At 70.3% G+C, this 25226-nt stretch carries 21 protein-coding genes and 1 pseudogene; 8 read left to right on the forward strand and 14 right to left on the reverse strand.

Going from position 1 to position 25226, the window contains the following annotated elements; translation table 11 throughout:
• Window positions 1-45 precede the first annotated feature (45 nt).
• The 5 genes from KZJ41_RS24730 to KZJ41_RS24750 all read left to right on the forward strand — a co-directional run bounded on the left by KZJ41_RS24730 (window position 46) and on the right by KZJ41_RS24750 (window position 7031).
• A complete protein-coding gene (locus KZJ41_RS24730) occupies window positions 46-1233 on the forward strand; it encodes a flavin reductase family protein (protein ID WP_043802798.1) in 1188 nt (395 codons plus the stop codon).
• A gap of 507 nt (window positions 1234-1740) precedes the next feature.
• Window positions 1741-2967, forward strand: a complete 1227-nt coding sequence (locus KZJ41_RS24735) for a glycosyltransferase (protein WP_102799345.1) — start codon at window positions 1741-1743, stop codon at window positions 2965-2967.
• A gap of 182 nt (window positions 2968-3149) precedes the next feature.
• Window positions 3150-3623, forward strand: a complete 474-nt coding sequence (locus KZJ41_RS24740) for an STAS domain-containing protein (protein ID WP_006931741.1) — start codon at window positions 3150-3152, stop codon at window positions 3621-3623.
• Window positions 3624-3859: 236 nt separating this feature from the next.
• A complete protein-coding gene (locus KZJ41_RS24745; protein ID WP_029546298.1) occupies window positions 3860-5347 on the forward strand; it encodes an NAD(P)/FAD-dependent oxidoreductase in 1488 nt (495 codons plus the stop codon).
• A gap of 235 nt (window positions 5348-5582) precedes the next feature.
• On the forward strand, window positions 5583-7031 hold the full coding sequence (locus tag KZJ41_RS24750; RefSeq protein WP_251549778.1) for a serine/threonine-protein kinase: 1449 nt from the start codon (window positions 5583-5585) through the stop codon (window positions 7029-7031).
• Window positions 7032-7121: 90 nt separating this feature from the next.
• Here KZJ41_RS24750 and KZJ41_RS24755 read toward each other — a convergent pair whose 3' ends face one another.
• The 11 genes from KZJ41_RS24755 to KZJ41_RS24805 all read right to left on the reverse strand — a co-directional run bounded on the left by KZJ41_RS24755 (window position 7122) and on the right by KZJ41_RS24805 (window position 18831).
• Window positions 7122-8204: an ABC transporter ATP-binding protein gene (locus tag KZJ41_RS24755; RefSeq protein WP_102799343.1), complete on the reverse strand. Its 1083-nt coding sequence runs from the start codon at window positions 8202-8204 to the stop codon at window positions 7122-7124.
• Window positions 8205-8212: 8 nt separating this feature from the next.
• On the reverse strand, window positions 8213-9529 hold the full coding sequence (locus tag KZJ41_RS24760; protein WP_029546316.1) for an ABC transporter substrate-binding protein: 1317 nt from the start codon (window positions 9527-9529) through the stop codon (window positions 8213-8215).
• 20 nt (window positions 9530-9549) lie between these two features.
• Entirely contained in the window at window positions 9550-10437 is an 888-nt protein-coding gene (locus KZJ41_RS24765; protein WP_072636348.1) for a carbohydrate ABC transporter permease, read from the reverse strand.
• Window positions 10434-11483, reverse strand: a complete 1050-nt coding sequence (locus tag KZJ41_RS24770; RefSeq protein WP_102799342.1) for a carbohydrate ABC transporter permease — start codon at window positions 11481-11483, stop codon at window positions 10434-10436. The genes KZJ41_RS24765 and KZJ41_RS24770 overlap by 4 nt, the downstream gene beginning before the upstream one ends.
• 113 nt (window positions 11484-11596) lie before the next feature.
• Window positions 11597-12517, reverse strand: a complete 921-nt coding sequence (locus KZJ41_RS24775; protein WP_029546319.1) for an Ig-like domain-containing protein — start codon at window positions 12515-12517, stop codon at window positions 11597-11599.
• A 144-nt stretch (window positions 12518-12661) separates the two neighbouring features.
• The gene (locus KZJ41_RS24780; RefSeq protein WP_102799341.1) at window positions 12662-14341 is read right to left on the reverse strand and encodes an FAD-dependent oxidoreductase; all 1680 of its coding nucleotides are present in this window, start codon (window positions 14339-14341) and stop codon (window positions 12662-12664) included.
• Window positions 14342-14470: 129 nt separating this feature from the next.
• On the reverse strand, window positions 14471-14686 hold the full coding sequence (locus KZJ41_RS24785; protein WP_006931721.1) for a dodecin: 216 nt from the start codon (window positions 14684-14686) through the stop codon (window positions 14471-14473).
• Between the two features lie 69 nt (window positions 14687-14755).
• Window positions 14756-15964 carry a serine hydrolase gene (locus KZJ41_RS24790; protein WP_043802930.1) on the reverse strand — a complete coding sequence of 403 codons (1209 nt, stop codon included), beginning with the start codon at window positions 15962-15964 and terminating at the stop codon, window positions 14756-14758.
• An 82-nt stretch (window positions 15965-16046) separates the two neighbouring features.
• Window positions 16047-16574 (reverse strand): DUF6764 family protein, encoded by a 528-nt coding sequence (locus tag KZJ41_RS24795; protein ID WP_050035963.1) that lies wholly within the window; start codon window positions 16572-16574, stop codon window positions 16047-16049.
• Between the two features lie 130 nt (window positions 16575-16704).
• On the reverse strand, window positions 16705-17757 hold the full coding sequence (locus KZJ41_RS24800) for a DNA polymerase domain-containing protein (RefSeq protein ID WP_006931712.1): 1053 nt from the start codon (window positions 17755-17757) through the stop codon (window positions 16705-16707).
• A 6-nt stretch (window positions 17758-17763) separates the two neighbouring features.
• Window positions 17764-18831 (reverse strand): ATP-dependent DNA ligase, encoded by a 1068-nt coding sequence (locus KZJ41_RS24805; protein WP_006931710.1) that lies wholly within the window; start codon window positions 18829-18831, stop codon window positions 17764-17766.
• Between the two features lie 101 nt (window positions 18832-18932).
• Here KZJ41_RS24805 and KZJ41_RS24810 point away from each other — a divergent pair, with 101 nt between their 5' ends.
• Entirely contained in the window at window positions 18933-19541 is a 609-nt protein-coding gene (locus tag KZJ41_RS24810; protein WP_006931708.1) for a hypothetical protein, read from the forward strand.
• Between the two features lie 22 nt (window positions 19542-19563).
• Here the strand turns inward: KZJ41_RS24810 and corA are convergent, their stop codons facing one another.
• Window positions 19564-20718: a magnesium/cobalt transporter CorA gene (gene corA / locus KZJ41_RS24815; protein ID WP_161997121.1), complete on the reverse strand. Its 1155-nt coding sequence runs from the start codon at window positions 20716-20718 to the stop codon at window positions 19564-19566.
• A 342-nt stretch (window positions 20719-21060) separates the two neighbouring features.
• On the opposite strand from corA, the gene KZJ41_RS24820 reads away from it, so the two are divergent.
• Window positions 21061-21741 (forward strand): 3'-5' exonuclease, encoded by a 681-nt coding sequence (locus KZJ41_RS24820; RefSeq protein ID WP_006931704.1) that lies wholly within the window; start codon window positions 21061-21063, stop codon window positions 21739-21741.
• A 36-nt stretch (window positions 21742-21777) separates the two neighbouring features.
• Here KZJ41_RS24820 and KZJ41_RS24825 read toward each other — a convergent pair whose 3' ends face one another.
• The gene (locus tag KZJ41_RS24825; protein WP_006931701.1) at window positions 21778-22917 is read right to left on the reverse strand and encodes a serine hydrolase domain-containing protein; all 1140 of its coding nucleotides are present in this window, start codon (window positions 22915-22917) and stop codon (window positions 21778-21780) included.
• A gap of 312 nt (window positions 22918-23229) precedes the next feature.
• Between KZJ41_RS24825 and KZJ41_RS24830 the strand changes: the two are divergent.
• A pseudogene (locus tag KZJ41_RS24830) lies at window positions 23230-23753 on the forward strand (dipeptidase); the annotation flags it as partial.
• 38 nt (window positions 23754-23791) lie between these two features.
• On the opposite strand, the gene KZJ41_RS24835 reads toward KZJ41_RS24830, so the two are convergent.
• A complete protein-coding gene (locus KZJ41_RS24835; protein WP_072636380.1) occupies window positions 23792-25213 on the reverse strand; it encodes an RtcB family protein in 1422 nt (473 codons plus the stop codon).
• Between the last annotated feature and the right edge of the window lie 13 nt (window positions 25214-25226).

Genomic DNA, 25226 nt, shown 5'->3' on the forward strand with positions numbered 1-25226 from the left:
GCATGCCGGCACCATCCCACCGTCCCCGAGATCAGGAGGACCTCCATGACAGGTTTCGCGACCCCGGTCGACCAGGGGCTCTTCCGGGAAGTGATGGGGCACTACCCGACCGGTGTGGCTGTCGTGACCGGCCGCGCGGACGACGGGGAACTGCTCGCCCTGGTGGTCGGAACCTTCGGTTCGGTGTCTCTCGATCCGCCCCTCGTCTCCTTCATGCCGATGAAGACGTCGAGGACATTCGCCAAGATGCGGGAGTGTACTTCGCTGTGCGTCAACATCGTCGGCGGCGAGCAGGAGGAACTGGTCGCCACCGTCGCACGACGCTGGGAGAACAAGTTCGACGGGATCGACTGGTTCCCGTCCCCGTCGGGGGACCCCGTACTGGCGGAATCGGTGGCGTGGATCGACACCCGCATCACCGACACGGTGGAGGCGGGCGACCATTGGATCGTCCTGTGCGCTGTGGCGGACATGGCCGTCACCAACCCGGTGGCCCCGCTGATCTTCTTTCAGGGCGGTTACGGAAGTTTCGTCGGCACGTCGCTGATGGCCCGGATGGAGCACCGGATTCTGTCGGCGATTCAGGATGCGGACTGCGCGCGGCCGGCCGTGAGGGACCTCGCGAACGAAATAGGTTGCGAAGTCACGCTCTACACGGCCGTCGGCCATGACGAGATGGCGACCGTTCTCTCCGCGTCGGCTCCCGGAATCGACCCGGAGAACGGACTGGCGCAGCGAGTTCCGATCGTGCCACCCATCGGCGATTCACTCGTCTTCGATCTGCCTCCCGAGGATCAGGAGCGGTGGATCGCCAAGGCTCGCGGCGTCGAGGAGTCCGGCAGACAGCTCTACCGGGACCGTCTCGACTTCGTCCGCGAACACGGGTTCCTGCTGTCGTTCCTGCCCCGGGAGGGCGGTGCCGCATACGAGGAGATGCGCGCCGCCACCCGCCGGTACGAGAGCGGAAGGCTGACACCGGCACAGGAACGGAGCATCCGGGAATGCGTCGTAAGGTCGACGGTCGACTACCGGTTGCACGACCTCGACGGTGCGGAAACGTACGACCTCGGTTCGGTCGTACTACCGGTTCGCGACCGAAAAGGTGACTACACGCTCACGCTGCGATTGGCGCAACTTCCTCGCCGGGTGTCCGGGACGCGGGTACGAGAGTGGATCGCTCGGGCCAAGGCGGTCGTCGGCGTCCTCGAGAGCGGTACCGACTTCGACCGGTAACCCGTTCCCGCGGAACGCGGTACACCGCGACATCCGGTGCCATGAGGGGTACCGGTCGGTCTTCGCCAGCTTGCATGTCGACCGGGTCGGTCACGGCTCGCCGGGCCGTGGGACGTGCGCCTGCCCCGTGCGTGTGTTCCACGGCTCCCGGATCCTGGCTGTGCGCGTCAGGCCGAGGGCGCTACCCGCACAGCCGCCGATCAAACTCGAGACGCTCCCCCGGCAGTGCGACGATCCCGTCCGCCGGATCGAGGCACGCGTGCGTCCGAGACGATTCCGCCTCCTCGGTTTTACCCGCCGCAGAATCGGTAACCCTGTGCCCATGGCGCACCCACCGAACGTGCTTCCGTGGCAGATCCACGGCTCGTGGACGCCCTCACACGTTCAGGGGTCCCAGGACCCGTTGCCGTCCCTCCTCGACGGCGGGCCGTGGGCGCGGGGCCGCTGCGGGCGGTACGCGCTGATCGACGAGGTGACGAGCGCGGCAACCCGCAGGAGGGAAGGGCCATGAAGATTGCGATGGTGTCCGAGCACGCACGCCTCCTGGCGGCCCCGGGCGACGCAGACTCCGGCGGCCGGGACGTGCACGTCGCCGAACTGTCGGCGGCGCTGGTACGGGCGGGACACGACGTCACCGTCTACACCCGTCGCGACGACCCCGATCTTCCCGAACGAGCCCGGACCGAGGAGGGGTACGAGGTGGTCCACGTCCCCGCCGGGCCACCCACCCGCCTGCCGGCGGACGAGCTCCTCCCGCGGATGGGCGAGTTCGGCACCTTCCTCGAACGCGCATGGACGAAGGACCGGCCCGACGTCGCCCACGCCCACTTCTGGATGTCGGGCATCGCGACCCAGCTCGCCGCCCGCAACGCCCGGGTGCCCACGGTGCAGACCTTCCACACCCTGGGCGTGGTCGAGCGCCGGCACCAGGGCAGTGCAGACTCCGGCTCGTCGAGCCGGATCCGCGTCGAGCGGCTCCTGGCCCTGGGCGCGAGCCGGGTGGCCGCCACCTGCTCGGACGAGGTGTTCGAGCTCGCCACGCTGGGTCTGCCCCGCACCCGCACGTCCGTCGTGCCCTGCGGCGTGAACCTCGAGCTCTTCACGCCCACCGGCCCCGAGCATCGAGCGCGCGGGGCCGGGCACCGAATCGTCACCGTGGGCCCGCTCGTGCCGCGCATGGGCTTCGACGTCGCGATCCGGTCCCTGGCCCTGCTCCCCGACACGGAACTGGTGATCGCCGGCGGACCGGTGGACGGCGACCTCGCCGACGATGCCGAGGCCGCCCGCCTGCGCGCCGTCGCCGAACAGCACGACGTGCGGGACCGGGTGCGGATGACCGGGCCCGTGCCCCGGGAGGACATGCCCGCGCTGCTGCGGTCGGCGGACGTCGTGGTGTGCACTCCCTGGTACGAACCGCTCGGCATCGTGCCGCTGGAGGCGATGGCCTGCGGGCGGCCCGTCGTCGCGACCGCCGTCGGCAGCCTGCTCGACACAGTCGTCGACGGGGTGACGGGCACGCTGGTGCCCCCGCACGCATCCGAGGCCGTCGCTGCGGCCCTGCACGGCCTGCTCACCGACGACGTCCAGCGCACCGCCTTCGGTCTCGCCGGCCACGACCGGGCGAGCACCCGCTACTCGTGGGACCGGTCCGCCGCCGACGCCGTGCGCACCTATGAGCGGTGCGTGCCGGAACCGCGGCAGGCGGTGCGGTCCACGCGCTCCGGAGCGCGCTGAAGGGACTCCCGGGATCTTCACGGAAATTTCACAGATTCGGCCGCCGGGCACAGGGCCGAGACGTTACTGTTGCGAACAAGGTTGAGAAGCAGCCGGTTCTCGTCTCGTGGAGGCGATTGCTGCGCTCCCCTGTCCCCCGACCGGGCGCTGCTCCAGCAGTCGGAATCATCTGAGGAACAGCCATGGTCTATCTGCGCTCCATCCTGGACGCACCGCACCGGTATTCGTCGTCGCTGCTCGACACCGCGCTGTTCGACGACTTCTCCGGCGACGGGACCCGGGTCTGCATCGACGTCGACGAACCGCCGGGCGGTCCCGTCGTGGTGCAGGTGTCAGGGAGCGTCGACGAGGGCGCCGCGCCGGTGCTGCACTCGTTCCTGCGCGAGGCCGTCGTGCGGGGTCGAGGCGTGGTACTGGACCTGTTGCAGGTCACCGCCGTCGAGTGCGACACCGCGGCACTGCTCGAGCGGGCCGAGTCGCTGCTCCGCGAGCGGGGCGCGAACATCACCGTCGCCGGCGGTGCGGCGGTGCGGCGCGCGGTACGGGACGCGGGATTCGAGGACCGGATCGCGTGCTTCGACACCTTCGGTCCGGCATTCGAGGCGGCACACCGCGGGTGCGACCTCCGGACCGCGGCACGGCGGGTGCAGCCGTGACCGCCAATGTCGTCCTGCTGCTGTTCGTGCTGGCAGCAGGCATCGGTGGCACCGCAGCGTTGCAGGGGGCGCTGCGGCGCCGCCGCTGACTTCACACCTTCCGGACGGCCGTGTGCGGTGCGTCGTGCGCGGGCGTGTGCTGTCCGCGCCGAGGCCGTTGGCCGATCGCCCGCCCGTTGATAGTGTTCTGCGTCACCTACCTCGGTCGCCGAGACCTCGGGGAACGGAGAAGCGCGATGCACGACGAGCACGTCGACGTCCTGATCGTCGGCGCCGGACTCTCCGGGATCGGCGCGGCCTGCCATCTGCAGGACGAATGCCCGGACAAGAGCTACACCGTCCTCGAGGCGCGCGACGCCATCGGAGGCACCTGGGACCTGTTCCGCTACCCGGGCATCCGCTCCGACTCCGACATGTTCACCCTGGGGTACTCGTTCCAGCCCTGGACCGAACCAGAAACCTTCGCCGACGGCCCGTCCATCCGCGACTACGTCCGTCGCACCGCGCGGACCCGCGGCATCGACGAGAAGGTCCGGTTCCACCATCGTGTGGTCCGCGCCGAGTGGTCCACGCCCGAGGCCCGCTGGACCGTGACGGCCGAGCGCACCGACACCGGCGAGCGCATTCGTCTCACGTGCGGCTTCCTGTTCGTCAACTCGGGCTACTACCGCTACGACGAGGGATTCACCCCCGAACTGCCCGGCGTCGAACGGTTCACCGGCACGCTCGTGCATCCGCAGCACTGGCCCGAGGACCTGGACTGCACCGGCAAGCGCGTTGTCGTCATCGGCAGCGGCGCCACCGCGGTGACCCTCGTCCCGGCGCTCGCGGAGTCGGCCGCACACGTGACGATGCTGCAGCGCTCCCCGAGCTACGTCATGTCACGGCCTTCGATCGACCCCGTCGCCGGTGCGCTGCTCGGCCGGGTGCCGTCGAAGATCGCCTATCCGATCGTCCGCTGGGCCAACGTGCTGGGCAGCATGGCCTTCTTCCAGTTGAGCCGGCGCCGGCCGGCTCTGGTCAAGAGGCTGCTGCGCAAGGGCGTGCTGAGCCACCTGCCCGCGGACTACGAGGTGGATGTCCATTTCCGGCCGCGGTACGACCCGTGGGACCAGCGGGTGTGTTTCGTTCCCGACGGCGACCTGTTCAAAGCCCTGCGCGAGGGCCGGGCGACGGTCGTGACCGACACGATCGGCACGTTCACGGAGAACGGAATCCGGCTCGCCTCGGGTCAGGAACTCGAGGCCGACGTGGTCGTCACCGCGACGGGGCTGAACCTGCTCCTGCTCGGCGGGATGGCCGTACGCGTCGACGGTCGCGACGTGGAGATGGGAAAGACGCTGGCGTACAAGGGGATGATGCTCTCCGGTGTCCCCAACCTGGCGTTCACCGTGGGATACACCAACGCGTCCTGGACATTGAAGGCCGACCTCGTCGCCGGATACGTGTGCCGCCTGCTGCGGCATATGGACGCGCGCGGGTACGCCTACTGCACCCCGACCGCTCCCGCCTCCACGACGGCCGCGTCACCGCTGGTCGATCTGGCGTCCGGGTACGTACTGCGCAGCATCGATTCGCTCCCCAAGCAGGGCCCCGCGGCTCCGTGGCGACTGTTCCAGAACTACGTCCGTGACCTGGTGATGATGCGCCGCGGCGGGCTCGAGGACGGCGCCATGCGCTTCTCCCGGGCAGCGGTCCCGACAGCGAAGCAGCCGGCCGCCTGAGGTCCCCGTACGGAATCTCCGAGCATCCCGGGGCCCGCTTCCGCGGATGCGCGTATCCGCGAGGAATCTCGCTGCCCGCCCGATCGAAAGTAGCAGCGTAGGTGGGCGGTTCCCAGCCGAGCGCGACACCATCCGGATCCGCCGCATAGACTGCCGGTGGAGGAGGCGGTCGACCCTCCCCTCCCCGGCGCACAGTTCCGCAACCGCGGCAATTTCCAGGGGCGGAGAGTGACATATGCAAGTTGGTGCCCTGTTCGGCAGGTATCGCCTGGACCGTCCACTGTCGGTGGATGCGACCGGCGAGGTGTGGGCCGCGTTCGACACGATCACGCATCGGCACGTCGCCGTGCGGGCGCTGCCGCCGGAGGCGACCGAGGACGACGACTACCGCGCTCGTTTCGAACGGGAAGCCGAGATCGCAGCGCGCATCCGGAACCCGCATGTGGTCCCGATCCACGACTTCGGGCAGATCGGCAGCCGACTCTTCCTCGCAACGACGATCGTCCAGGGCACGAGCCTGCAGGCGATGCTCCGGGCCACCGGCGCAATGGAGGTGCCGCGCGCGGTCGACGTCGTCGAGCAGCTGGCGTCGGCCCTCGAGGCCGTGCACGCGGCCGGACTGGTCGAGCAGGAGGTGACGTCGGCGAACGTCCTCGTGCAGGACGACGGGCTGATCTGCCTCACCGATGTGGGGTTCCCCCCGCATCCCGGCGCGGCGTCGGGCGTCTACGGCCTGACCACCGTGCTGTACGAATGCCTCACCGGCCGACTCTTCCAGTCGTCGAGCGGACCGACGTTGCCACCGCAATCGTCGTCGGTGCTCTCGACCCTGCCCGCCGGTATGGTCGACGTGATCGCCCGCGGAACGGCAGCCGAACCCGCGCGGCGTTACGGATCGGTGGGCGAGCTGGCCGCTGCCGCGCGCACCGCGGCAACATCGCAGCGACCCGCCCACAGGGCCTCGACCGCGATCGTTCCGGTCGACTGGAGCCGGCGCATCCTGGTCGCAGGCCTCGCGCTGGCGGCGATCATCGCCGTTTTCGTCGTCGGCAGCATGGCACTCGGCGCGATATCGCCCTCGTCCGAGGGCGCCGACCCCGCTCCGCTCCCGATCGCGGCGCGGCCGGCCGCGCCGACACCGTCGCCACCGACCACCCCGACAGGTGCGGACGAGGTGCCGTCGGAACCAGCGACACCTCGGACGGAAGCTCCGGCCGCCGAGGCTCCTCCGCTTCGGGATGCGGCCCCACCGGCACCCACACCCCGATCCGCACCGCAATCGCCACCTGCACCGGCACCGCCACCTGCACCGGCACCGCCACCGCCGGCGCCCGCGCCCGCGCCGCAGGTACTGCCCTGCTACCCCGGCTACGAGCACACCCCGCCACCGGACGGACCCTGTCTTCCGGCCGGCTCACCCCCCGCACCAGCCCCGGCACCGCCGGCGCCCGCGCCACAGGTACTGCCCTGCTACCCCGGCTACGAGCACACCCCGCTACCGGACGGACCCTGCCTTCCGGCCGGCTCACCCCCCGCACCAGCCCCGGCACCGCCGGCACCCGCGCCCGCGCCGGCGCCCGCGCCGGAGATACTGCCCTGCTACCCCGGCTACGAGCACACCCCGCCACCGGACGGGCCGTGCTGGGCCCCCGCGAGCCTGCGGGGCCCGACCGGCGACGGGTGATCCCGGTGAACCGTCCGCTCGCCGTCGGGCCGAATGTCACACGCATTCAGTTCAATCGAATGCATGTGACATTCGGCCGCCGAGGCGGGGTCAGAGGCGGGCGCCCGTCGTCGTCGAGAAGAAGTAGACCTCGCCCGCCTGCGGGAGCAGGTGCACCCGCTCGCCCGGACCGATCGGGACGCGTCGATCCACCCGCACCACGACCTTGCCCGACGCGCTCGACCAGTCGGCCGGCTCGGCGGCCGTCGCGTGGACGAACGATTCCGCGCCGAGCTGCTCGACGAGGTCCACCGTCAACGACAGGGTTCCGGAACGCCACGCCCCGACGGGGGTCCACGCCTCGGGCCGCACCCCGACGACGATCCGCTCGGCATCGACGTCGGCCGGCACGGCGACCCGCAGACTGCCGAGCACGGCCGCGCCGTCGCGGACGGGCGCGTCGAGCAGGTTCATGCCGGGCGACCCGATGAATCCGGCGACGAAGGTGTTGACCGGGTTGTCGTACAGGTCGCGGGGCGCGGCGACCTGCTGCAGGCGGCCGCCGTCGAGGACGGCCACCCGATCCCCCATGGTCATCGCCTCCACCTGATCGTGGGTGACGTACACGGTCGTGGTGCCCAGCCGACGTTGCAGTCCCGCGATCTGCGAGCGTGTGCTGACCCGCAACTTCGCGTCGAGGTTGCTCAGCGGTTCGTCCATGCAGAACACCGCGGGCCGTCGCACGATGGCCCGGCCCATCGCCACGCGCTGCCGCTGCCCGCCCGAGAGCTTGCCCGGTTTGCGGTCGAGCAGCGGCTCGAGCTCGAGCATCCGCGCGGCTTCGAGCACCCGCGCCGACCGTTCCGCCTTGCCGACGCCGGCGTTGCGCAACGCGAAACCCATGTTCTCCGCCACCGTCATGTTCGGATACAGCGCGTAGTTCTGGAACACCATCGCCACGTCGCGTGCCTTGGGCGGCAACCCCGTCACGTCGGCTCCGCCGATGTCGATGCGGCCGTCGTCGACTGCCTCGAGCCCGGCGAGCATCCGCAGGCTCGTGGATTTCCCGCAGCCCGACGGACCGACCAGGACCAGGAACTCCCCGTCCGCGACGTCGAGGTCGAGCCGGTCCACCGACGGCCGTTCGACGCCCGGGTAGCGGTGGGTGACGGTCCGGAAACCTATGCTTGCCAAGGCTGTTCCTACAGGTTCGGGGTGATCTGGCGATCGATGATCTGCTGCAGCTGACGGGTGACGTCGCCGAACGCCGTCGTCACGTCGGCGCCCTGGAGGGCGATCTGCTCGAGGCCGGTGCCGATGATCTGGTCGCCGCCGGGTACGAAGACGCGCGCGTAGTCCTGCGAGCGGGTGCGCGCGAGTTGGTCGACGGCGGTACGAGAGTTGGGGTTCTGCTCGAGGAACGCCTTCATGTCGGGGTTCTCGGTGGCGGACTTGCGCACCGGCATGTAGCCGATCCGCTGCGAAAAGTAGGCGGTGTTCTCCCCGTTGGTGACGAAGTCGATGAACTTCAGCGCGTTGCGCTTTCGCTCGTCGGAGATGTTCGCGGGGATCGCCAGTCCGGCGCCGCCGGTGGGGCATCCCGGAGTGCCGTCGGGGGCCGGCAGGAACGCGGTGCCGAAGTCGAACGCGGCGTTCTTCGTGATGCCGGACAGGTCGCCGGTGGAGGCGATCGTGGACGCGATGATCCCGGCGGAGAAGTCGTTGGCGATGTCCGTGGAGACACCCGCGTACTTCCCGGTGTGGATCATGTCCTTCAGGAACTGTCCCGCGGCGATCGTCTCCGCGTCGCCGAAGCGCAGCCGCCAGCCGTCGGAGTAGGCACCGCCGAACGTCCAGATCGGTCCTTCGAAGGTCCAACCCAGGTAGTCCTTGGCGTTGCCCCAGCCGTGCGCCAGCTTGCCTGACCCGACGGCGCGTTGCAGTTCGGGCCCCCACTCGGAGAACTCCTGCCAGGTGGCGGGCCCGCGGTCGGGCAGTCCCGCCTGCCGCCAGACGTCGCGGTTGTAGTAGAACAGCGGGGTCGAGCGGGCGTAGGGCAGCGCGAAGTGGCGGCCCTCGAAGAGGTAGTCGGCCAGCAGGGAATCGACGTAGTCGCCGGTATCCACGCCGACCTCGGTGAACAGGTCGTCGAGCGGCGTGATCGCGCCGGCGAGCGCGTAGTTGAACCACCACACGTCCGACAGGACCACAACGTCGGGCAGATCGCCCCCGGACAGGGCTGCGTTGAACTTCTGTGACACCTCTTCGTAGTTCTTGCCGCCGTCGACGAGGTCGACGGTCAGGTCCGGGTACTTCGCCTGGAACCGGGCGATGAGTTCCTTCTCCACGTCCTGGGACTTGCCCGGGTGGTTGGACCAGAACTTGATCGTGTTCGCGTCGGAGGCGGACCCCGAGGTGCCCGCCGACCCGGACGAGCCGGTGCCGGCGCACGCGGCCAGCGCTGCGCTCGCCGCGACCACCCCGGTCAGTCCCAGAAATCCACGCCTGTCGATGTTCACGAAGTTGCTCCTGGAAGAGTTCAGCCCTTGACCGCACCGGAGGTGAGGCCCTTGATCATGTGTCGTTGCAGCGCAAGGAAGACCACGAGGATCGGCAGCATGGCCAGCACCGTGCCGGCCATCACCGGACCCCAGTTGGTGACGCCGTCGTTGTTCTGCAACTGGGTCAGTCCGATCGGCAGCGGGGCCACCGACGCGTCGTCGGCCATGAGGAACGGCCACAGGTATTCGTTCCACTCGTTGACCACGGTGATGAGCGCGAACGCGACCAGGGTCGGGCCGGACACGGGCAGCACGACCCGCCACAGCAGACGGACGTGTCCGGCGCCGTCCATCCGTGCCGCCTCGATGATCTCGGCGGGGATGGACAGGAAGTGGTTGCGCAGCAGGAACGTTCCGAACGCGACGCCCGCGAGCGGCACGATGATCCCCTGGAAGGTGTTGCGCCATCCCCATTCCGCCACCAGCGCGTAGTTGGAGATGACCGTGATCTGGTTCGGCACCATCAGGGCGGCGACGATGCCGACGAACACGAGATTCTTGCCGGGGAACCGCAGGAACACCAGACCGTAGGCGCTCAGGATGCCGAGGACGAACTTCACGCTCGACAGCACCGTGGTGATGATCAGCGAGTTCCGCAGGAACGTGCCGAACGGCACCGAGGTGACGGCCTCCGTGTAGTTCTGGGGATGGAACATGCTGGGCCACCAGGTGACCGGCAGCGTGTAGATGTCGGGCCGCTGCTTGAACGACGTCACCACGATCCAGTACAGCGGCAGCGCCACGACGAGCAGTGCGACGACCATCGCGGCGTAGGCGAGCACACGGATCGCGCGCTCCCGACGCCGGTACGGCTCTGCCGCCGTCGGCTCCGCACGTACGATCCGACGGTCCAGAAGCGCCGTCATCCCACGATCTCCTTCCGCGCCACCGGCCGGATGTCACATTCCGTCGATGGGACCGAACGCGTGTCACATTCGGCCCCGCGCCCGCGACGGCGACGGCGAAGGCGGGGGCCGCGGACGGGGCGGGGCCGGTCGTCGCGGTCCATGAGACGCACCTGGTACACCGTGACCGCCAGCAGTACGAGGAACATGACGGTCGCGACGGTGGCGCCGTAGCCGGCCCGGAAGTTGCGGAAGGACTCGTTGTAGACCTGGTAGACCATCGTGGTGGTTCCGGTGCCGAGCGGTCCGCCCCGGGTCATCACGTTGATGATGTCGAAGACCTGGAACGAGTTGAGCAGCACGGTGATCGACAGGAAGTAGGTGGTGGGTCGCAGCTGCGGCAGGAGTACGCGCCGGAAGGCGGTCCACGACGAGGCGCCGTCGATCGCGGCGGCCTCGGAGAGTTCGGGGCGCAGGCCCTGCAGGGCGGCGAGATAGATGACGAAGGTGTAGCCGAGGTTCTTCCACAGGTAGGTGAGGGTGACCATCACCAGCGCCCAGGCCGGATCCTGGTAGAAGTCCGGGGCGCCGATCCCGACCCTGTCCAGCAGGTCCTGGACGAGGCCGAAGTTCGGGTCGAACACGAACTGGAACGCCACGCCCACCGCGGCGCCGGAGATGACGAACGGCGCGAAGAGTGCGGAGCGAACGAGGTTGCGGCCCAGGAGTTTACGGTCCAGCAACAGCGCCAGCGCCAGACCGAGCAGCATGGATCCCGCGACGGTGGCGACGGTGAACACGACGGTGTTGCCGACGATCTGCCAGGTGTCGGCGCGGCCGAACCACTCGCGGTAGTTGCCGAATCCGACGAACGTGGCGGTGGGGCTCGAGATGTTCCACTCGAAGAACGAGAGGCGGATGTTGTCGACGAGCGGCCGGTACGTGAACAGGATCAGCAGCGCGAGATTCGGTCCGATCAGCGCGGCGAACAGCGCGTAGTCGCCCCATGGGCGTCGCGACAGCCCCCGATCGGGTTGGGGCAATACTCTTTCCGGACTCGAGCGCACTGCGGCAGTGTGCCTGCCGCGGGCGAACCGGAGGTTACGCCGGTCTGGCGCCGGCGAGTACTCTCGCCACCCGGAAGGTCACCAGGTGCTCGCCGGCGTCGACCGTTGTCCGGCTAGAGGTTCCAGTCGCCGAGGCCGTCCCAGCCGTTGAGGGTGCCGCCACCGGTGTTCTGCACGATCACCGGGTCGCCCTTCTGGGCGTTCTCGAAGAACCAGCGACCGTCCTCGGTGCTCACGTTCAGGCACCCGTGGCTGACGTTGGTGTTGCCCTGCGCCCACTCGGACCACGGCGCCGCGTGCACGAAGATGCCGCTGTTGGAGATGCGGGTCGCGTACTCGACGTAGGTGCGGTATCCCTCGGGCGAGTCGACCGGAACGCCGTACGTGGACGAGTCCATGTACATGTCGCGGAACTTCTCGCCGACGATGTAGGTGCCGTTGGGCGTCTCGTAGCCGGGCTTGCCGAACGACGTCGGCATGGTCTTGACGACCTCGCCGTTGCGGGTGACGGTGATGGTCTTGGTGTTGTCGTCCGCGACGGTGATCAGCGCGTCGCCGACGGTGTACGACGACTGCGTGCCCCCGGCGTTCACGGTGACCTGGGTGTGGGCCGGCCAGAACTCGAACGGCCGCCACCGCACCTGCCGGTCCGAGGCCCAGTAGAAGTGCCCGGACACCGGCGGGTTCGACGTGACGGTGATGGCGCGCTCGGCGGCCGCGCGATCGGTGACGTTCTCGTCGAAGCGGATGATGATCGGTTGGGCCACGCCGACCGTCTCACCGTTCGACGGGTTGATCGACGGGGCCGAGAACGGCGGCGGCGTGGGTGCGACGGAGTTCGAGCCGCCCGGAAGCCTCTCGACGAGTTCCTGCACGCTCGGCAGTTCGGGCCCGCCCGGCCACAGGGGTACCGCGGCGGCGGGTCCCGTCATGGTGAGCATGGCGGCGCCGGCCCCCACCAGCGCGGTGGCGACACGGCCGGACCAGCGACCGGCGCGGCCGCGACTGCTCGGCCGACCCTTCTTCTCGAACATTCGACAACCCATCGTTCGTTCGTGCCGTCGCACCCACGTCCGCCCCGACAGCGACGACTTGGCGACCCCATTAGACACAGCTCCCCGCAGGCGGGCAATTCGACCATGCCCGCCCGGACGGCCCCTCGCGGGCTCGCGCCCAGGTCAGGACTCGATTCGAGAGGCGGCAAGGAGATCGGCGACATCGACGAACTTCACGCGAGAGCGACCCGCGGCGCCGCCCCGGGCGCGTTCCTGCTTGTCGATCTGCTGCCAGCCCCGGTAGTCGACGTACTCCGGCCGGCGCTCGGAGACCAGCGCCGCGAGCTTCTCCCGGTCGGCGACGGGTGCGACGAGCCGGCCGGCCACGAAATCCTGGACCAGGTGCTCGACGGTCTGGGCGGAGCACTGCTTGTTGGTGCCGATGACGCCGGTGGGTCCGCGCTTGATCCAGCCGGCGGTGTACACGCCGGGCAGCGGCTCGTTCGTCTCCGGGTCCACGACCCGGCCCTCCTCGTTGGGGAGGATGCCGCGCTGGTCGTCGAACGGCAGGTCGGCGACGGGGGCGCCACGGTAGCCGACAGAACGCAGGACCAGGCCGGTGGCCAGGGTCTCGGTCTGCCCGGTGCGGTGCGCCTCGAGCCGGCCGTTCGCCTCGACCAGTTCGGTGCGTTCGAGGGTGATCGATTCGACCCGGCCGTCACCGCTCAGCTCGACGGGGGCGGCGAGGAAGCGCAGCACGATCCGCTTGTTGCCCTCGGTGGGGCGCCGCTGGGCGAAGCCCTGGACCTGTTCGACCTTCAGCACGATCCGCGGTTCGGCGGTGGGGTCGTCGACGAGGGCGCGGCCGGCCGGGTCGAGTTCGGCCTCGGCCGGGTCGACGACGATGTCGACGCCCGCGAGCTGACCGAGGGCCAGCAGTTCCGGGTTGGTGTAGGCGGCCTGGGCGGGTCCGCGGCGTCCCACGACGACGACCTCGCGGATGTTCGACTCGCGCAGGGCGGCGACGGCGTGGTCGGCCATGTCGGTCTTCGCCAGCTCGTCCGGGTCCATGACCAGCGCCCGCGCCACGTCGAGGGCGACGTTGCCGTTGCCGACGATCACCGCGCGTTCGCCGGACAGGTCGAAGGTGCGGTCGGCGTAGTCGGGGTGTCCGTTGTACCAGGCGACGAACTCGGTGGCCGCGTGCGAACCGGGCAGGTCCTCGCCGGGCACGTCCAGGCGCCGGTCCCCGGCGGCGCCGACGGCGTAGAGCACGGCATGGTGGTGCGCGAGCAGTTCCTCGTGGCTGATGTGGGTGCCCACCTCGACGTTGAACCAGCACTGGCTCTTCTTGTGGCCGAGGGCACTACGGAACAGCTCACCGACGGCCTTGGTGCTCTGATGGTCCGGGGCGACACCTGCGCGGACGAGGCCGTACGGGGTGGGCAGGCGGTCGAAGATGTCGACCTCGACACGGGCCCGGCCGGTCAGCTCCAGCGCGGCGTAGCAGGCCGCCGGTCCCGAGCCGACGATCGCCACCCGCAGGGTGCCGAGCTCGGCGGGAATCTTGGTGCGGTCGCGTTCCTCGGGCCAGTCCGGTCCGATCGGGTATCGCCGGTAGTAGTCCTCGGCGATCTTCAGATAGGGCTCGTGCGCGGCGGGCAGCTCGTTGTCGGCGTAGATCGCGTCCACCGGGCATTCGTCCACGCACGCGCCGCAGTCGATGCAGGTGTCCGGGTCGATGTAGAGCATCTCGGTGGTGGCGAACGGCGCCTCGTCGGGCGTGGGATGGATGCAGTTGACGGGGCAGACCTCGACGCACGAGGCATCGTTGCAACACGCCTGGGTGATCACGTAAACCACGGTGGATACCTGCCTGAAGTGCCGGGGGTTCGACGACCCACTCAGACTATAACGTGTTCCAATTCCGGTCGAGATCCGGTTCGCCGCCCCTGCTCTCCCGGCGTGTCCCCCGCCACCGGACCGGACGCGTCAGCCGTCGGTCGGCTCGATGCGGAAGCCGATCTTCACGGTCACCTGGATGTGCGCGACGGCCCCGTCGTCGATGTGGCCCCTGACGTTCATCACCTCGAACCACTCGAGGTGGCGCGTGGTCTCCGCCGCACGCGCGACGGCCTGCTTGATCGCGTCGTCGACGCTGTCCGTCGACGAACCCACCACCTCGATCACCCGGTACACGTGGCTCACAGTGTCGCTCCCTCCGTATCGAACTGCTTCGAACAATCAATCGTGGGGGTAGGCGCCGCGGCACCTTCCTCAGGCGCGGCGGGCCAGGTCGCGCGCCAGCGCGCCGAGCCGCGCGAGGCGCAGATCGCCCAGCGCGATCGGACCGCTGCCCAGCCGGTTCGTCGTGAACGCAAGCGACAGTCCGGTGTCGAGGTCGGCGAAGGCGCCGGAACCGCCGACCCCGTAGTGGCCGAGCGCCCCGCGCGGCCGCTCCCGGCTGACGAACACCGGCTGGTGGTAGCCGAGCCGCCACGCCATCGGGACCCCGAGCACGTAGTCGCGGCCGCGCACCTGGACCTCGCTCATGGCCTCGATGGTTTCCGGGTGCAGGAACTGCACGCCGTCGATCGTGCCGCCCGCGGCGATCGCCCCGTACATCCGCGCCAGGGCGCGCGCCGAGAACACCCCGTTCCAGCCGGGCATCACCGCGTCGTGCACCGCGGGATCGCGCACCAGCTCGTCGAACTCCTCCGGCATCGCGGCCTCCGCGAGGCCCCGGGTGAGGCTCACCCGGGACAGCACCGAGGCGGTCATCCCCCAGTGCAGGCCGGCGGGATTGATCCGCGGGAACAGCTTGGCGATGCGGTGCCGCTGCTCCTCCGGCACCCGGAACCAGAATTCGGGGGTACCCAGGGGTTCGGCGATCTCCTGCCGGACGACGTCGACGAACGGCGACCCGGTCACGCGCTGCACGATCTCCGCGACGAGCCAGCCGTACGTGACGGCGTGGTATCCCGGGCCTTCCAGCCGGCGCGGGTCGGGTGGGGCTGCGGCCAGCGCACGCACCGTGGCGTCGTAGTCGACGATGCCCATCCGGCCGGGCCGCAGGTTGCGCACCCGGTGCAGTCCGGCCCGGTGGGTGAGCACGTCCGCGACGGTGACGTCCTCCTTGCCGGCCGCCGCGAACTCCGGCCAGTACCGCGCGACGGGGGCGAAGTAGTCGATCAGGCCGCGGTCGGCGAGCCGGTGCACCACGGTGGACGCCACGCCCTTGCCGGTGGAGAAGGACAGCGACACCGTGTCGCGGTTCCACCGCCGGTCGCGGGTGGCCCAGCCCGCCCAGATGTCGAGCACCTTCTCGCCGTCCAGGTAGGCCGCGAGGGCCCCGCCCCCGTGCCGGGGCAGCCGGTACAGGTCGAAGAAGCGATCCGCGAGCGGCAGGAATCGCCGGTCGACGTGCATCTCGGTCGGCGGCGGTTCCTGTACCGCCGCCGCGCCCCGCACCGGTCGGGCTGTCATCCGTGGTACCTCCCAGTCGACATCGTGCCGCCAGGTTACGTCGCAGCGTCCGGTCCCGAACGGGTTTTCCGCAGGCTCCCGGTCAGGGCGTGACGTACCGGAACGTCCCCAGCACGACGCACCCACGGCCGGTGGTGAGGTTGACGGCGGTCGCGGCGGACCCCTCGCACAGCACCGGGTCGCGCAGGTCGCCGATGAAGGCCTGGGACTGCGGGCCGGCCACGACGACCGCGGTCGCGGGCTCCTCGACGATGCCCAGGGCCAGCGCGTCCTCACCGAAACCGAGCGTGGCGAGAGAACCGCCGCGGGCCTCGCCCGCCCCGGCACCCCCCGAGAGCCCGGCCGCGAGCACCCGCGCCCCGGTGCGCGCGTCGGCGAAGCCGACTCCGCCGTCGCCGTGGGCCCACGCGCCGCTCGGTGCGTCCGCGACCGCGCCGCACGCGGTCCGCCCGTCGAGCTGGGTGACCGAGGCCGCCGAACCCGGGGGCGCCGCACACGTCACCGCCTGCGCGGACGGCGCCGCGACGAGTGCGGCCCCGACGGCCGCCGCCACCACGGCCCCACCACCGAGAACCCGAACCGACTTCCGCGCATCCGCTACCACCGACACGGTGACTGCCTCCTCCGGCCTCGTCCCCCGCAAACCGAATCCCCCAGGGGGAGTCTACGGAGACGCGCACCGGTTCACCGGGTCGGCGGGCATCGATGCGGTCACGAGAGGTCACCGCCCCGGTGAATCCCTAGCCGGGCCGCTTGCGGTCGGTGTCGCGGGACGGCTGCACCCGCTTCGGCTCGCCCGGCATCTTCGGATGGGTCGGCGGGTAGGGCAGGTCGCCGAGGCCCGCGGCGGCGTCCCGCTCGGCCATCTCGAGCAGCACGTCGAGCGCCTGCGCGGTCTCGTCCATCGCGGCCATCGGATCGCCGCGGCGCTCGAGCAGGCCCGGCACGGTCGCGATCGTGAGATCGTCCGGGTCGGCGTCGACGAGTTCGTCCCACGTCAGGGGTGTCGACACCGTCGCGATCGGGGTGCGCCGCACCGAATATGCCGACGCGATCGTCTTGTCCCGGGCGTTCTGGTTGAAGTCGAGGAAGATGCGCTGCCCGCGCTCCTCCTTCCACCACGCGGTGGTGGCCCGGCCGCCGCTGCGGCGTTCCACCTCCCGCATCAGGGCGATCCCGGCGCGGCGCACGCCGACGAAGTCCCACTCCGGGACGATGCGGACGTACACGTGCAGGCCGCGGCCGCCCGACGTCTTCGGGAAACCGACCAGACCCAGCTCGTCGAGCAGCGGTCGCAGCACCTCGAGCGCGACCGCGCGGGCGTCGTCGAACGCGGTCCCCGGCTGCGGGTCGAGATCGATGCGCAACTCGTCCGGGCGGTCGACGTCCCCGCAGCGCACCGCCCACGGGTGGAACGTCACGGTGCCCAGGTTCGCCGCCCACACGACGTCCGCCGCGCTGCGCACCCGCAGCACGTCGGCAGTGCGGCCGGACGGAAACGTCACCTCGCACGTCGCGACGTGGTCGGGCCGGCGGGCAGGCACCCGCTTCTGGTAGATCTCCTCGCCCTCGATCCCGTCGGGGAACCGCTGCAGATGTGTCGGCCGCTCCCGCAGCGCCTGCAGCAGCGGCGCCGAGCCGGCCGTCGCGACGGTCCGGTAGTACTCGACGAGGCGGCGCTTGGTGCCGGCCTCTCCGAGCCGGGGGAAGTACACCTTGTCGGGGTTGGACAGGCGGACGGGCACGCCGCCGACGTCCAGTTCCACGGCGGGAGAACGCTTCGCATCGGGCACCGGAGGTCACACTCCTGTCCGGTCGAGGACGTCGCCGAGGTCGTACCGCACCGGCACGTCCAACTGCTCGAAGGTGCAGCTGCGCGGCTCGCGGTCCGGTCGCCACCGCAGGAACCGCGCCGCGTGCCGGAACCGCAGGCCGGTCTCGGCGTTGCCCTCCATCTGGTCGTAGGCCACCTCCAGGACCCGCTCCGGCCGCAGCGGTATCCATCGGCGGTCCACCGCCGTCCGCCACCGGCTCGGCTCCCCCTCGGCGACGACGTCGGCGCCGACCCGCAGCGGTGCGAGTTCGGCGAGCAGCTCCTTGCGCTGTTCGACGGTGAACGCCGACGCACCGCCCACCATCACCGGTTCGTCGCCGCCGTCGTACAGGCCCAGCAGCAGGGACCCGACCCCGTCGATGCTCTTGTGCGGCCGGTAGCCGATGAGCACGCAGTCGGCGGTGCGGGCGTGCTTGACCTTGAGCATCTCCCGCTTGTCCGGCACATAGGGCCCGTCGAGACGCTTGGCGACGACCCCGTCGAGACCGGCACCCTCGAACTCGGCGAACCACCGGCCGGCGGTGTCCGCGTCGCGGGTGGCGGCCGTGACGTGGCAGCTGGGGCCGCCGCCGACCACCGCCCGCAGCCGCTCCCTGCGCCGCGCGAACGGCGCCTCCATCAGGTTCTCGTCACCGATCGCGAGCAGATCGAAGCCGACGAACTGCGCGGGGGTCTGCTCGGCGAGCAACGCGATGCGGCTCGCCGCCGGGTGGATTCGCTCGGACAGCGCCTGCCAGTCGAGCCGGATCCGGCCGTCGCGCGGGCGCGGCACCACGATCTCCCCGTCGACGACGCACCGGGCGGGCAACTCGGCCCGCACCGCCGCCGCCAGTTCCGGGAAGTACCGCACGAGGTCCTTGCCGCCGCGCGAGGCGAACACCACCTCGTCGCCGTCGCGGAACACGACGGCGCGGAAGCCGTCCCATTTCGGCTCGTACGACCACTCGGGGTCGCCGTCGGCGGGCTGAGCCGGGACCTCGGACACGGCCTTGGCGAGCATCGGTGCGATCGGCGGAGCGACGGGCAGCTGCACCGGCCCATGGTCGCACCCCGAGCCGACTCGTGCCCGCCGGATTTGCGAGAAATCACCCTACGTTTCCCGCCCGAGGCGGACATTCCGTACGCTCTCCCCCCATGAACTTCATTCGACGGGTGAGCGGCACCGCCGTCGCGCTGGCCGCGGCGGCTCTGGTACTCGGCGCGTGCGGATCGGACGTCGAGCCCCGGGCGGTGCCCGAGTCCGGGTCCGAGACCACGTCGGCGAGTGCATCGGATACCCGGACCACCACCGGCCGTCCGACCACTACCACGGCACCGACGTCCCCCGGCTCCTCCGGCCTGGACATCGACGTCGAGATCGGCGACTGCGTGCGCCTCGGCGGCACCGTCGACGACGCGACCATCGAGAACGCGACCTGCGGCAGCATGGACTCGAACTACAAGGTGATCGACATCGTCGACTCCAGCGAGCAGTGTGTCTCGGACGCCGACCAGACCTACTACGAGTCCTCCGCCGGTGTCGAGGTGGGCGCCCTGTGCCTCGACGTCGACTGGGTGGTGGACAGCTGCATGGACATCTCCGGTGAGGACCCGCAACGCGTCGACTGCGCCGCGCCCGGCCCCGAGACGGAGAAGGTCACCGAGATCCTGCAGAACACCGACAACGTGAACGACTGCTCCGTCTCCGAAGGCGGATTCGTCTACAGCGAGCGTCGTTTCGTGGTCTGCACCGACACACTCTGAGGTCGCCGTCCGCCGCGGCCGGCTACAACCAGCCGCGGCGGCGGAAGATCGCGTAGAGCCCCGCGCACGTCATGACCATCATCAGTAGGGCCATGGGATATCCTGCGGCCCAATGCAATTCCGGCATGGTGTCGAAATTCATCCCGTAGACCGTGCCGATCAGCGTGGGCGCGAACAGAATCGCCGCCCACGCCGAGATCCGCTTGATCTCCTCGTTCTGCTCGATGCTCGCCCGGCTGAGATTGCGCATCTCCTCGTTCTGCATCTGCGAGACCAGCGTCGCGTTGACCGTGAGGATGTTGCCGAGCAGCTGACGGAAGCTGTCGACCTGCTCGACGACCGTCGTGGCGTGGTCGGTGACGTCCCGCAGGTAGCGCTGCAGTTCGTCGTCGGTGCGGTACTTGGCGAATCCCGACGACAGACCGGACAGCACGGTGAGCAGCGGCTTGGCCGCCCGCTGGAACTCGATGACCTCGCGGGACAGTTCGTAGATGCGGCGCGAGACCCGCGGATCGCCGCTGAACACCTCGGTCTCGATCTCGTCGATGTCGTTCTGCAGGCCCGCGACGACCGGCGCGTACCCGTCGACGACGGCGTCGAGGATCGCGTAGAGCACCGCCTCGGGGCCGAGCCGCAGCAGATCCGGCTCGCTCTCCATCCGGTCCCGCACCGCCGACAGGTCGGGCGATTCGCTGTGCCGGACGGTCAGCACGAACGTCGGGCCGACGAAGACGTGCACCTCACCGAAGTCGACCCGCTCGGATTCGTCGACGTAGCGGGCGGCCCGCAGCACGACGAACAGCGTGTCGCCGTACCGCTCGAGCTTCGGGCGCTGATGCGCGACGATGGCATCCTCGACCGCGAGTTCGTGCAGCCCGAATTGCTCTGCGGCGGCGTTGAGTTGAGCGTCGGTGGGCCGGTACATCCCGATCCACGCCATCGAGCCGGGCTCGGGCAGGCAGTCGAGGGCCTGCGAGAGCGTCGCCGGCGACGCGACGCGGCGGCCGTCACGGTAGACCGCGCTGTCGACGATGCTGCTCTCCGCCCCCGCGGCGTCACGGCCGGGACTCGACGCGACGGCGGGGTGCAGGGACGCACCGAACCCGGCGGACGGGTCGGCGGTCGCCGCCGCGGAGCGACGCGGCAGCAGGGCACGGACGGAACGGTTCGGCAGCATGTCGGCACGGCCTTTCGGGGGGCACGGGGGACGACGGCGAGGGCATTCGCCGTGGGACGTACACGCGACGGCAACCGTCGCGCACCGAAAGGACGCGTACGGGCTGCCGTCAGCCGGTACTCGGAGGTCGACTGCGCATCGCGAGTCCCACCTCCTCCACATCACCCGGAACCGCTCCGGGGGCCTGACGAAACACCAGCAGCGTACGCCTTCGTGCCGCACGGAGCCATTTCGGCCGGTCCGGCGCACGACGTCGCGCCGCCCGGCGGACGGTGTCGGTGGCTGCGGCCACAATCGCCGTGACCGCCCTCACCGCCCGCACGACCGACGACAGGACCCCCGATGACGCACTGGCCCGATCGACCGATCTGCGCGTTCGACCTCGAGACCACCGACCGCGATCCGCGGATCGCGCGCATCGTGACCGCGTCCGTCGTCGTCCTCGACGGTGACACCGTCGCGTCGCGGACGTGGCTGCTCGATCCGGGCATCGAGATCCCGGAGGAGACGTCGGCGATCCACGGCGTGACCACGGAGCGGGCGCGCGCCGAGGGCCTCGAGTACACGGCCGGCTACGCCCAGATCCGCGAGGCACTGTGCGAGGCCTGGGTCCGCGATCACATCGTCGTGGCGTTCAACGCCAGTTACGACCTGACGGTCATCGACGCCGAGGGCCGCCGGCTGGGCCTGCCGGGACTCGCCACGGGCCTGGTGTTCGACCCGTACGTCGTCGACCGCGAGATGGACCGCGGCCGCGAGGGCGGCCGCACCCTGCAGGCGGTCTGCGCTGCGTACGGCGTCACGCTGACCGCCGCCCATCAGGCCGAGGCGGACGCACTCGCGGCCGGGCAACTGGCGCGGGCGCTGTGCACCCGCTTCCCGCAGCTCGCCGACCTGGACATCATGACGGACCAGGCGGCCTGGCACGCGGAGCGGCAACGCAATTTCGCCGAGTACCTCTCGGGCCTCGGCCGCGACGCGTCGGACGTGGACCCGCAATGGCCCATCCGCGGTATCGCCTGAGAGAAGTTGCCGGACGGTGGGTTCCGACGTCCGGCCTCACGGCACGGCGGCGAACGCTGCGGAGACGTACTCCGCCGAGCGATCGGAGCCGAGCAGGCCGGGTCCCATCTTGTTCATCACGTACGCGACGGTCATCCTGCGCTCGGTGTCGACGATGATCTGGGATCCACCCCAGCCGCCCCAGAAACAGATCCGCCCCTGCGGGACGAACGGAACCGATTCCGTTGTGGGAAGCCCGAATCCGACTCCGAAGCGGACGGGAACGCCGAGCACGAGATCGACACCGTAGGACTGCTCGTCGAATATCGCGTCGATGGTGTCGGCCGAGAGCAGGCGGACGTCGCCGACCCGTCCCCCGCACGCGATCACCGACTGGATCCTCGCCAGGGCACGAGCATTGGAATGTCCGTTGGCCGCGCCGATCTCGGCTTCGCGCCAGCCGTCGCTCCAGGACGCCGCAGCGTCGGCGGGCGGACCGGTGAAGGTCTTCACCATCACGCTCGCGGGATCGAGGGTCGCGAGGTCGATCGGCAGCGGGGGCGGGGGGATGACCTCGGACACGCGCGAGTAGTCCGAGCGGGCCACGCCGAGGCGGAAGTCGGCGTCGAGGGGACGCGCGATCTCCTCCTCGATGAAGCCGGTCAGCGTCCGGCCGTCGACGCGGTGGACCACCTCGCCGATCAGATGCCCGTAGTTGAGCGCGTGGTAGCCGGAGGCAGTGCCGGGCTCCCACCACGGCGCCTGCGCCGCCAGCAGTTCCGTGGCTTTGGCGGTGTCGGCGAGGTCGTCCATCGTGAACGGCTGGTCCCAGCCGGACACGCCGGAGGTGTGGGACAGCAGGTGCCGGACCAGGATCCCGTCCTTGCCGTTGGCGGCGAAGTCGGACCAGTACCGCGCCACCGGTGCGTCGAGGTCGAGTTGCCCCCGGTCGACGAGCATCAGGGCAGCCAGGGCGGTGACCGTCTTGCTGCACGACCAGACGTTGGTGATGGTGTCCCGCTCCCACGGCCGCGTTCCGCCGGCGTCCATGGAGCCGCCCCAGATGTCGACGACGGGTTCACCGTCGAGGGTCACGGCGATCGACGCGCCGACGTCCTCCCCCGAATCGAGATTCCGTTCGAGGGCCTCTCGCAGCGCGGAGAACCGAGGGTCACAGACGCCGTGGATGTCGGACATGGAGTACTCCTGGAGTGAGAACGGCAGCCAAAGTTGATTTCGAGTTCAACTTGGACGAGTATGAGCACGGTCCGTTGTGATGTCAATCACTACGTCGGTGCGAGCAGGATCGTTACCCGCGAAAACGCATGGCGCCCCCGGCGCCCCGTCGGGCACGGTGACCCGGTGCCGACCCACTCCGCCAGCGTCCCGCGGCCCCGCTTCCTGTGGAAGCAGCACTGCTGTCTGCCGCTGACCACCACCGCCCGCACGGCGGACCTGTTGCGCTACGACACCGGCGCCGGCGCCTTCACGTCCCTCAACGTCGGCGATCTGGTGGCCGAGATGAACGCGGTCGGGATGGTGGTCGACGGCTCGCACTGCAGCCGCCGGACGGGGCTCGACCTGTGTGAGGTCTCGGCGTCGCCGGTGATCTACTCGCACTCGTGCATGCGGTCGATGTGGGAGCACGAACGCAACATCACCGACGAGCAGGCCCTCGCCTGTGCCGAAACCGGCGGCGTCGTCGGCATCGCCGGCGGGGGCAACTTTCTCGGCGAGAACGAGGCCACTCTCGAGGCTATGGTCCGCCCCATCGACCATGCAGTCGAGCTGCTCGGCCCGGAGCATGTCGGCATCGGGTCCGATTTCTCCTTCGACCATCTCGACGCACAGGCGGAGTTCGCGTCGCACCCGGACCTGTTCCGGAGGCCTACACCCGGTACGGCGGCATCGACTGGGTGCCGCCTGAGCACACTCGCACCCTCGGCACCGAACTGCAGCGGCGCGGCTATCCGGAGGAGGCGATCACCATGATCCTGGGCGGGAACTTCCGCCGGGTCGCCGAACAGGTATGGACATGGCCGAGACGTGGACTGCGGACGATGTCGCCCGCTCACCCCTTGACGACGCCGAGCGGCACGAGCCGGGCGATCCGGCGGGCCAGGCCCGCACGTTCGCTCACCTCCGCAACCGCGTCGATGTCCTTGTACGCCTCCGGCTTCTCCTCGGCGAGTCCCCGCCACGAGCTTCCCCGAACGAGCACCCCGTGCGTCTCGAGTGCGTCGCGCACCGCCCGGCCGTCGGTGTGCCGGGCAGCACGGTGCCGGCTCTGCACCCGACCGGCCCCGTGCGCGGTGGAGTAGAACGCCGGGTTCCCGGCGACACCGGCCAGCACGTACGACGCGGTGCCCATCGTGCCGGGGATGAGCACGGGCTGCCCTGCATCGGTGAGGTCGGCGGGCACGTCGGGGTGGTCCGGCGGCAGGGACCGCGTCGCGCCCTTGCGGTGCACGCACAGCGCGCGGACCCGGCCGCCGACCTCGTGCCGCTCGATCTTCGCCAGGTTGTGCGAGATGTCGTAGAGGAGGTCGAGGGTCGTGCCGGCCGTTTCCTCGAAGACCCGGCGGGCCGCCTCGGTGAGCAACTGCCGGTTGGCCCGGCCGTAGTTGGCCGCCGCCACCATGGCCCCGAGATAGGCCTCCCCCTCCGGCGACCGGACCGGAACGCACGCCAGCTGCCGGTCGGGGACGTGAATCCCGTAGCGGCCCATTGCCTTACCCATCTCACGTACATGGTCGGTGCAAATCTGGTGGCCCAGGCCGCGGGATCCGCAGTGGATCATCACGCACACCGTGCCCACGTCGAGCCCCATCAGCCGCGCGGTGTCCGGATCGAAGACCCGCTCGACGGCCTGGACCTCGAGGAAGTGGTTTCCCGACCCGAGGCTGCCGAGCTGACCGAGGCCCCGCTCGACGGCACGGTCGCTCACCGCGTCCGGGTCGGCGCCGTCCAACACGCCACGGTCCTCACACCGCTCGAGGTCGCGGGCGACCCCGTGCCCCTGCTCCACCGCGAAGCGGGCGCCGCCCGCGAGCACCTGCCGCAGCACGGTACGGTCCGGGAGTTCCCACACGCCCCGGGTCTCCATGCCGCGCGGTACGACGCGACCGAGCCGGTCCATCAACACACCCAGGCGCGACGCGAGGGCGGACCGGTCCGCGTCGCGTGCGATCAGGAGCCGCACGCCGCACGAGATGTCGAAGCCCACGCCGCCGGGGGAGACGACGCCGCCGTCGTCGATGTCCGTCGCCGCGACCCCGCCGATGGGAAAGCCGTAACCCCAGTGCACGTCCGGCATGGCGAACGACGCGGTGACGATGCCGGGCAGCGTCGCGACGTTGGCGACCTGGGTGAGCGCCTCGTCCCCCTCCGCGACGGGGAGCAGGGACCGGGTGGCGAAGACGATCCCGGGTACGCGCATCGCGCCGGCCCGATCGATCCGGAACCGGTACGGGGTCTCCTCGACGATCCTCATCACTGTCCGATCC

This window comes from Rhodococcus sp. 11-3, from assembly GCF_023704055.1.
GTDB lineage: Bacteria > Actinomycetota > Actinomycetes > Mycobacteriales > Mycobacteriaceae > Rhodococcus > Rhodococcus aetherivorans.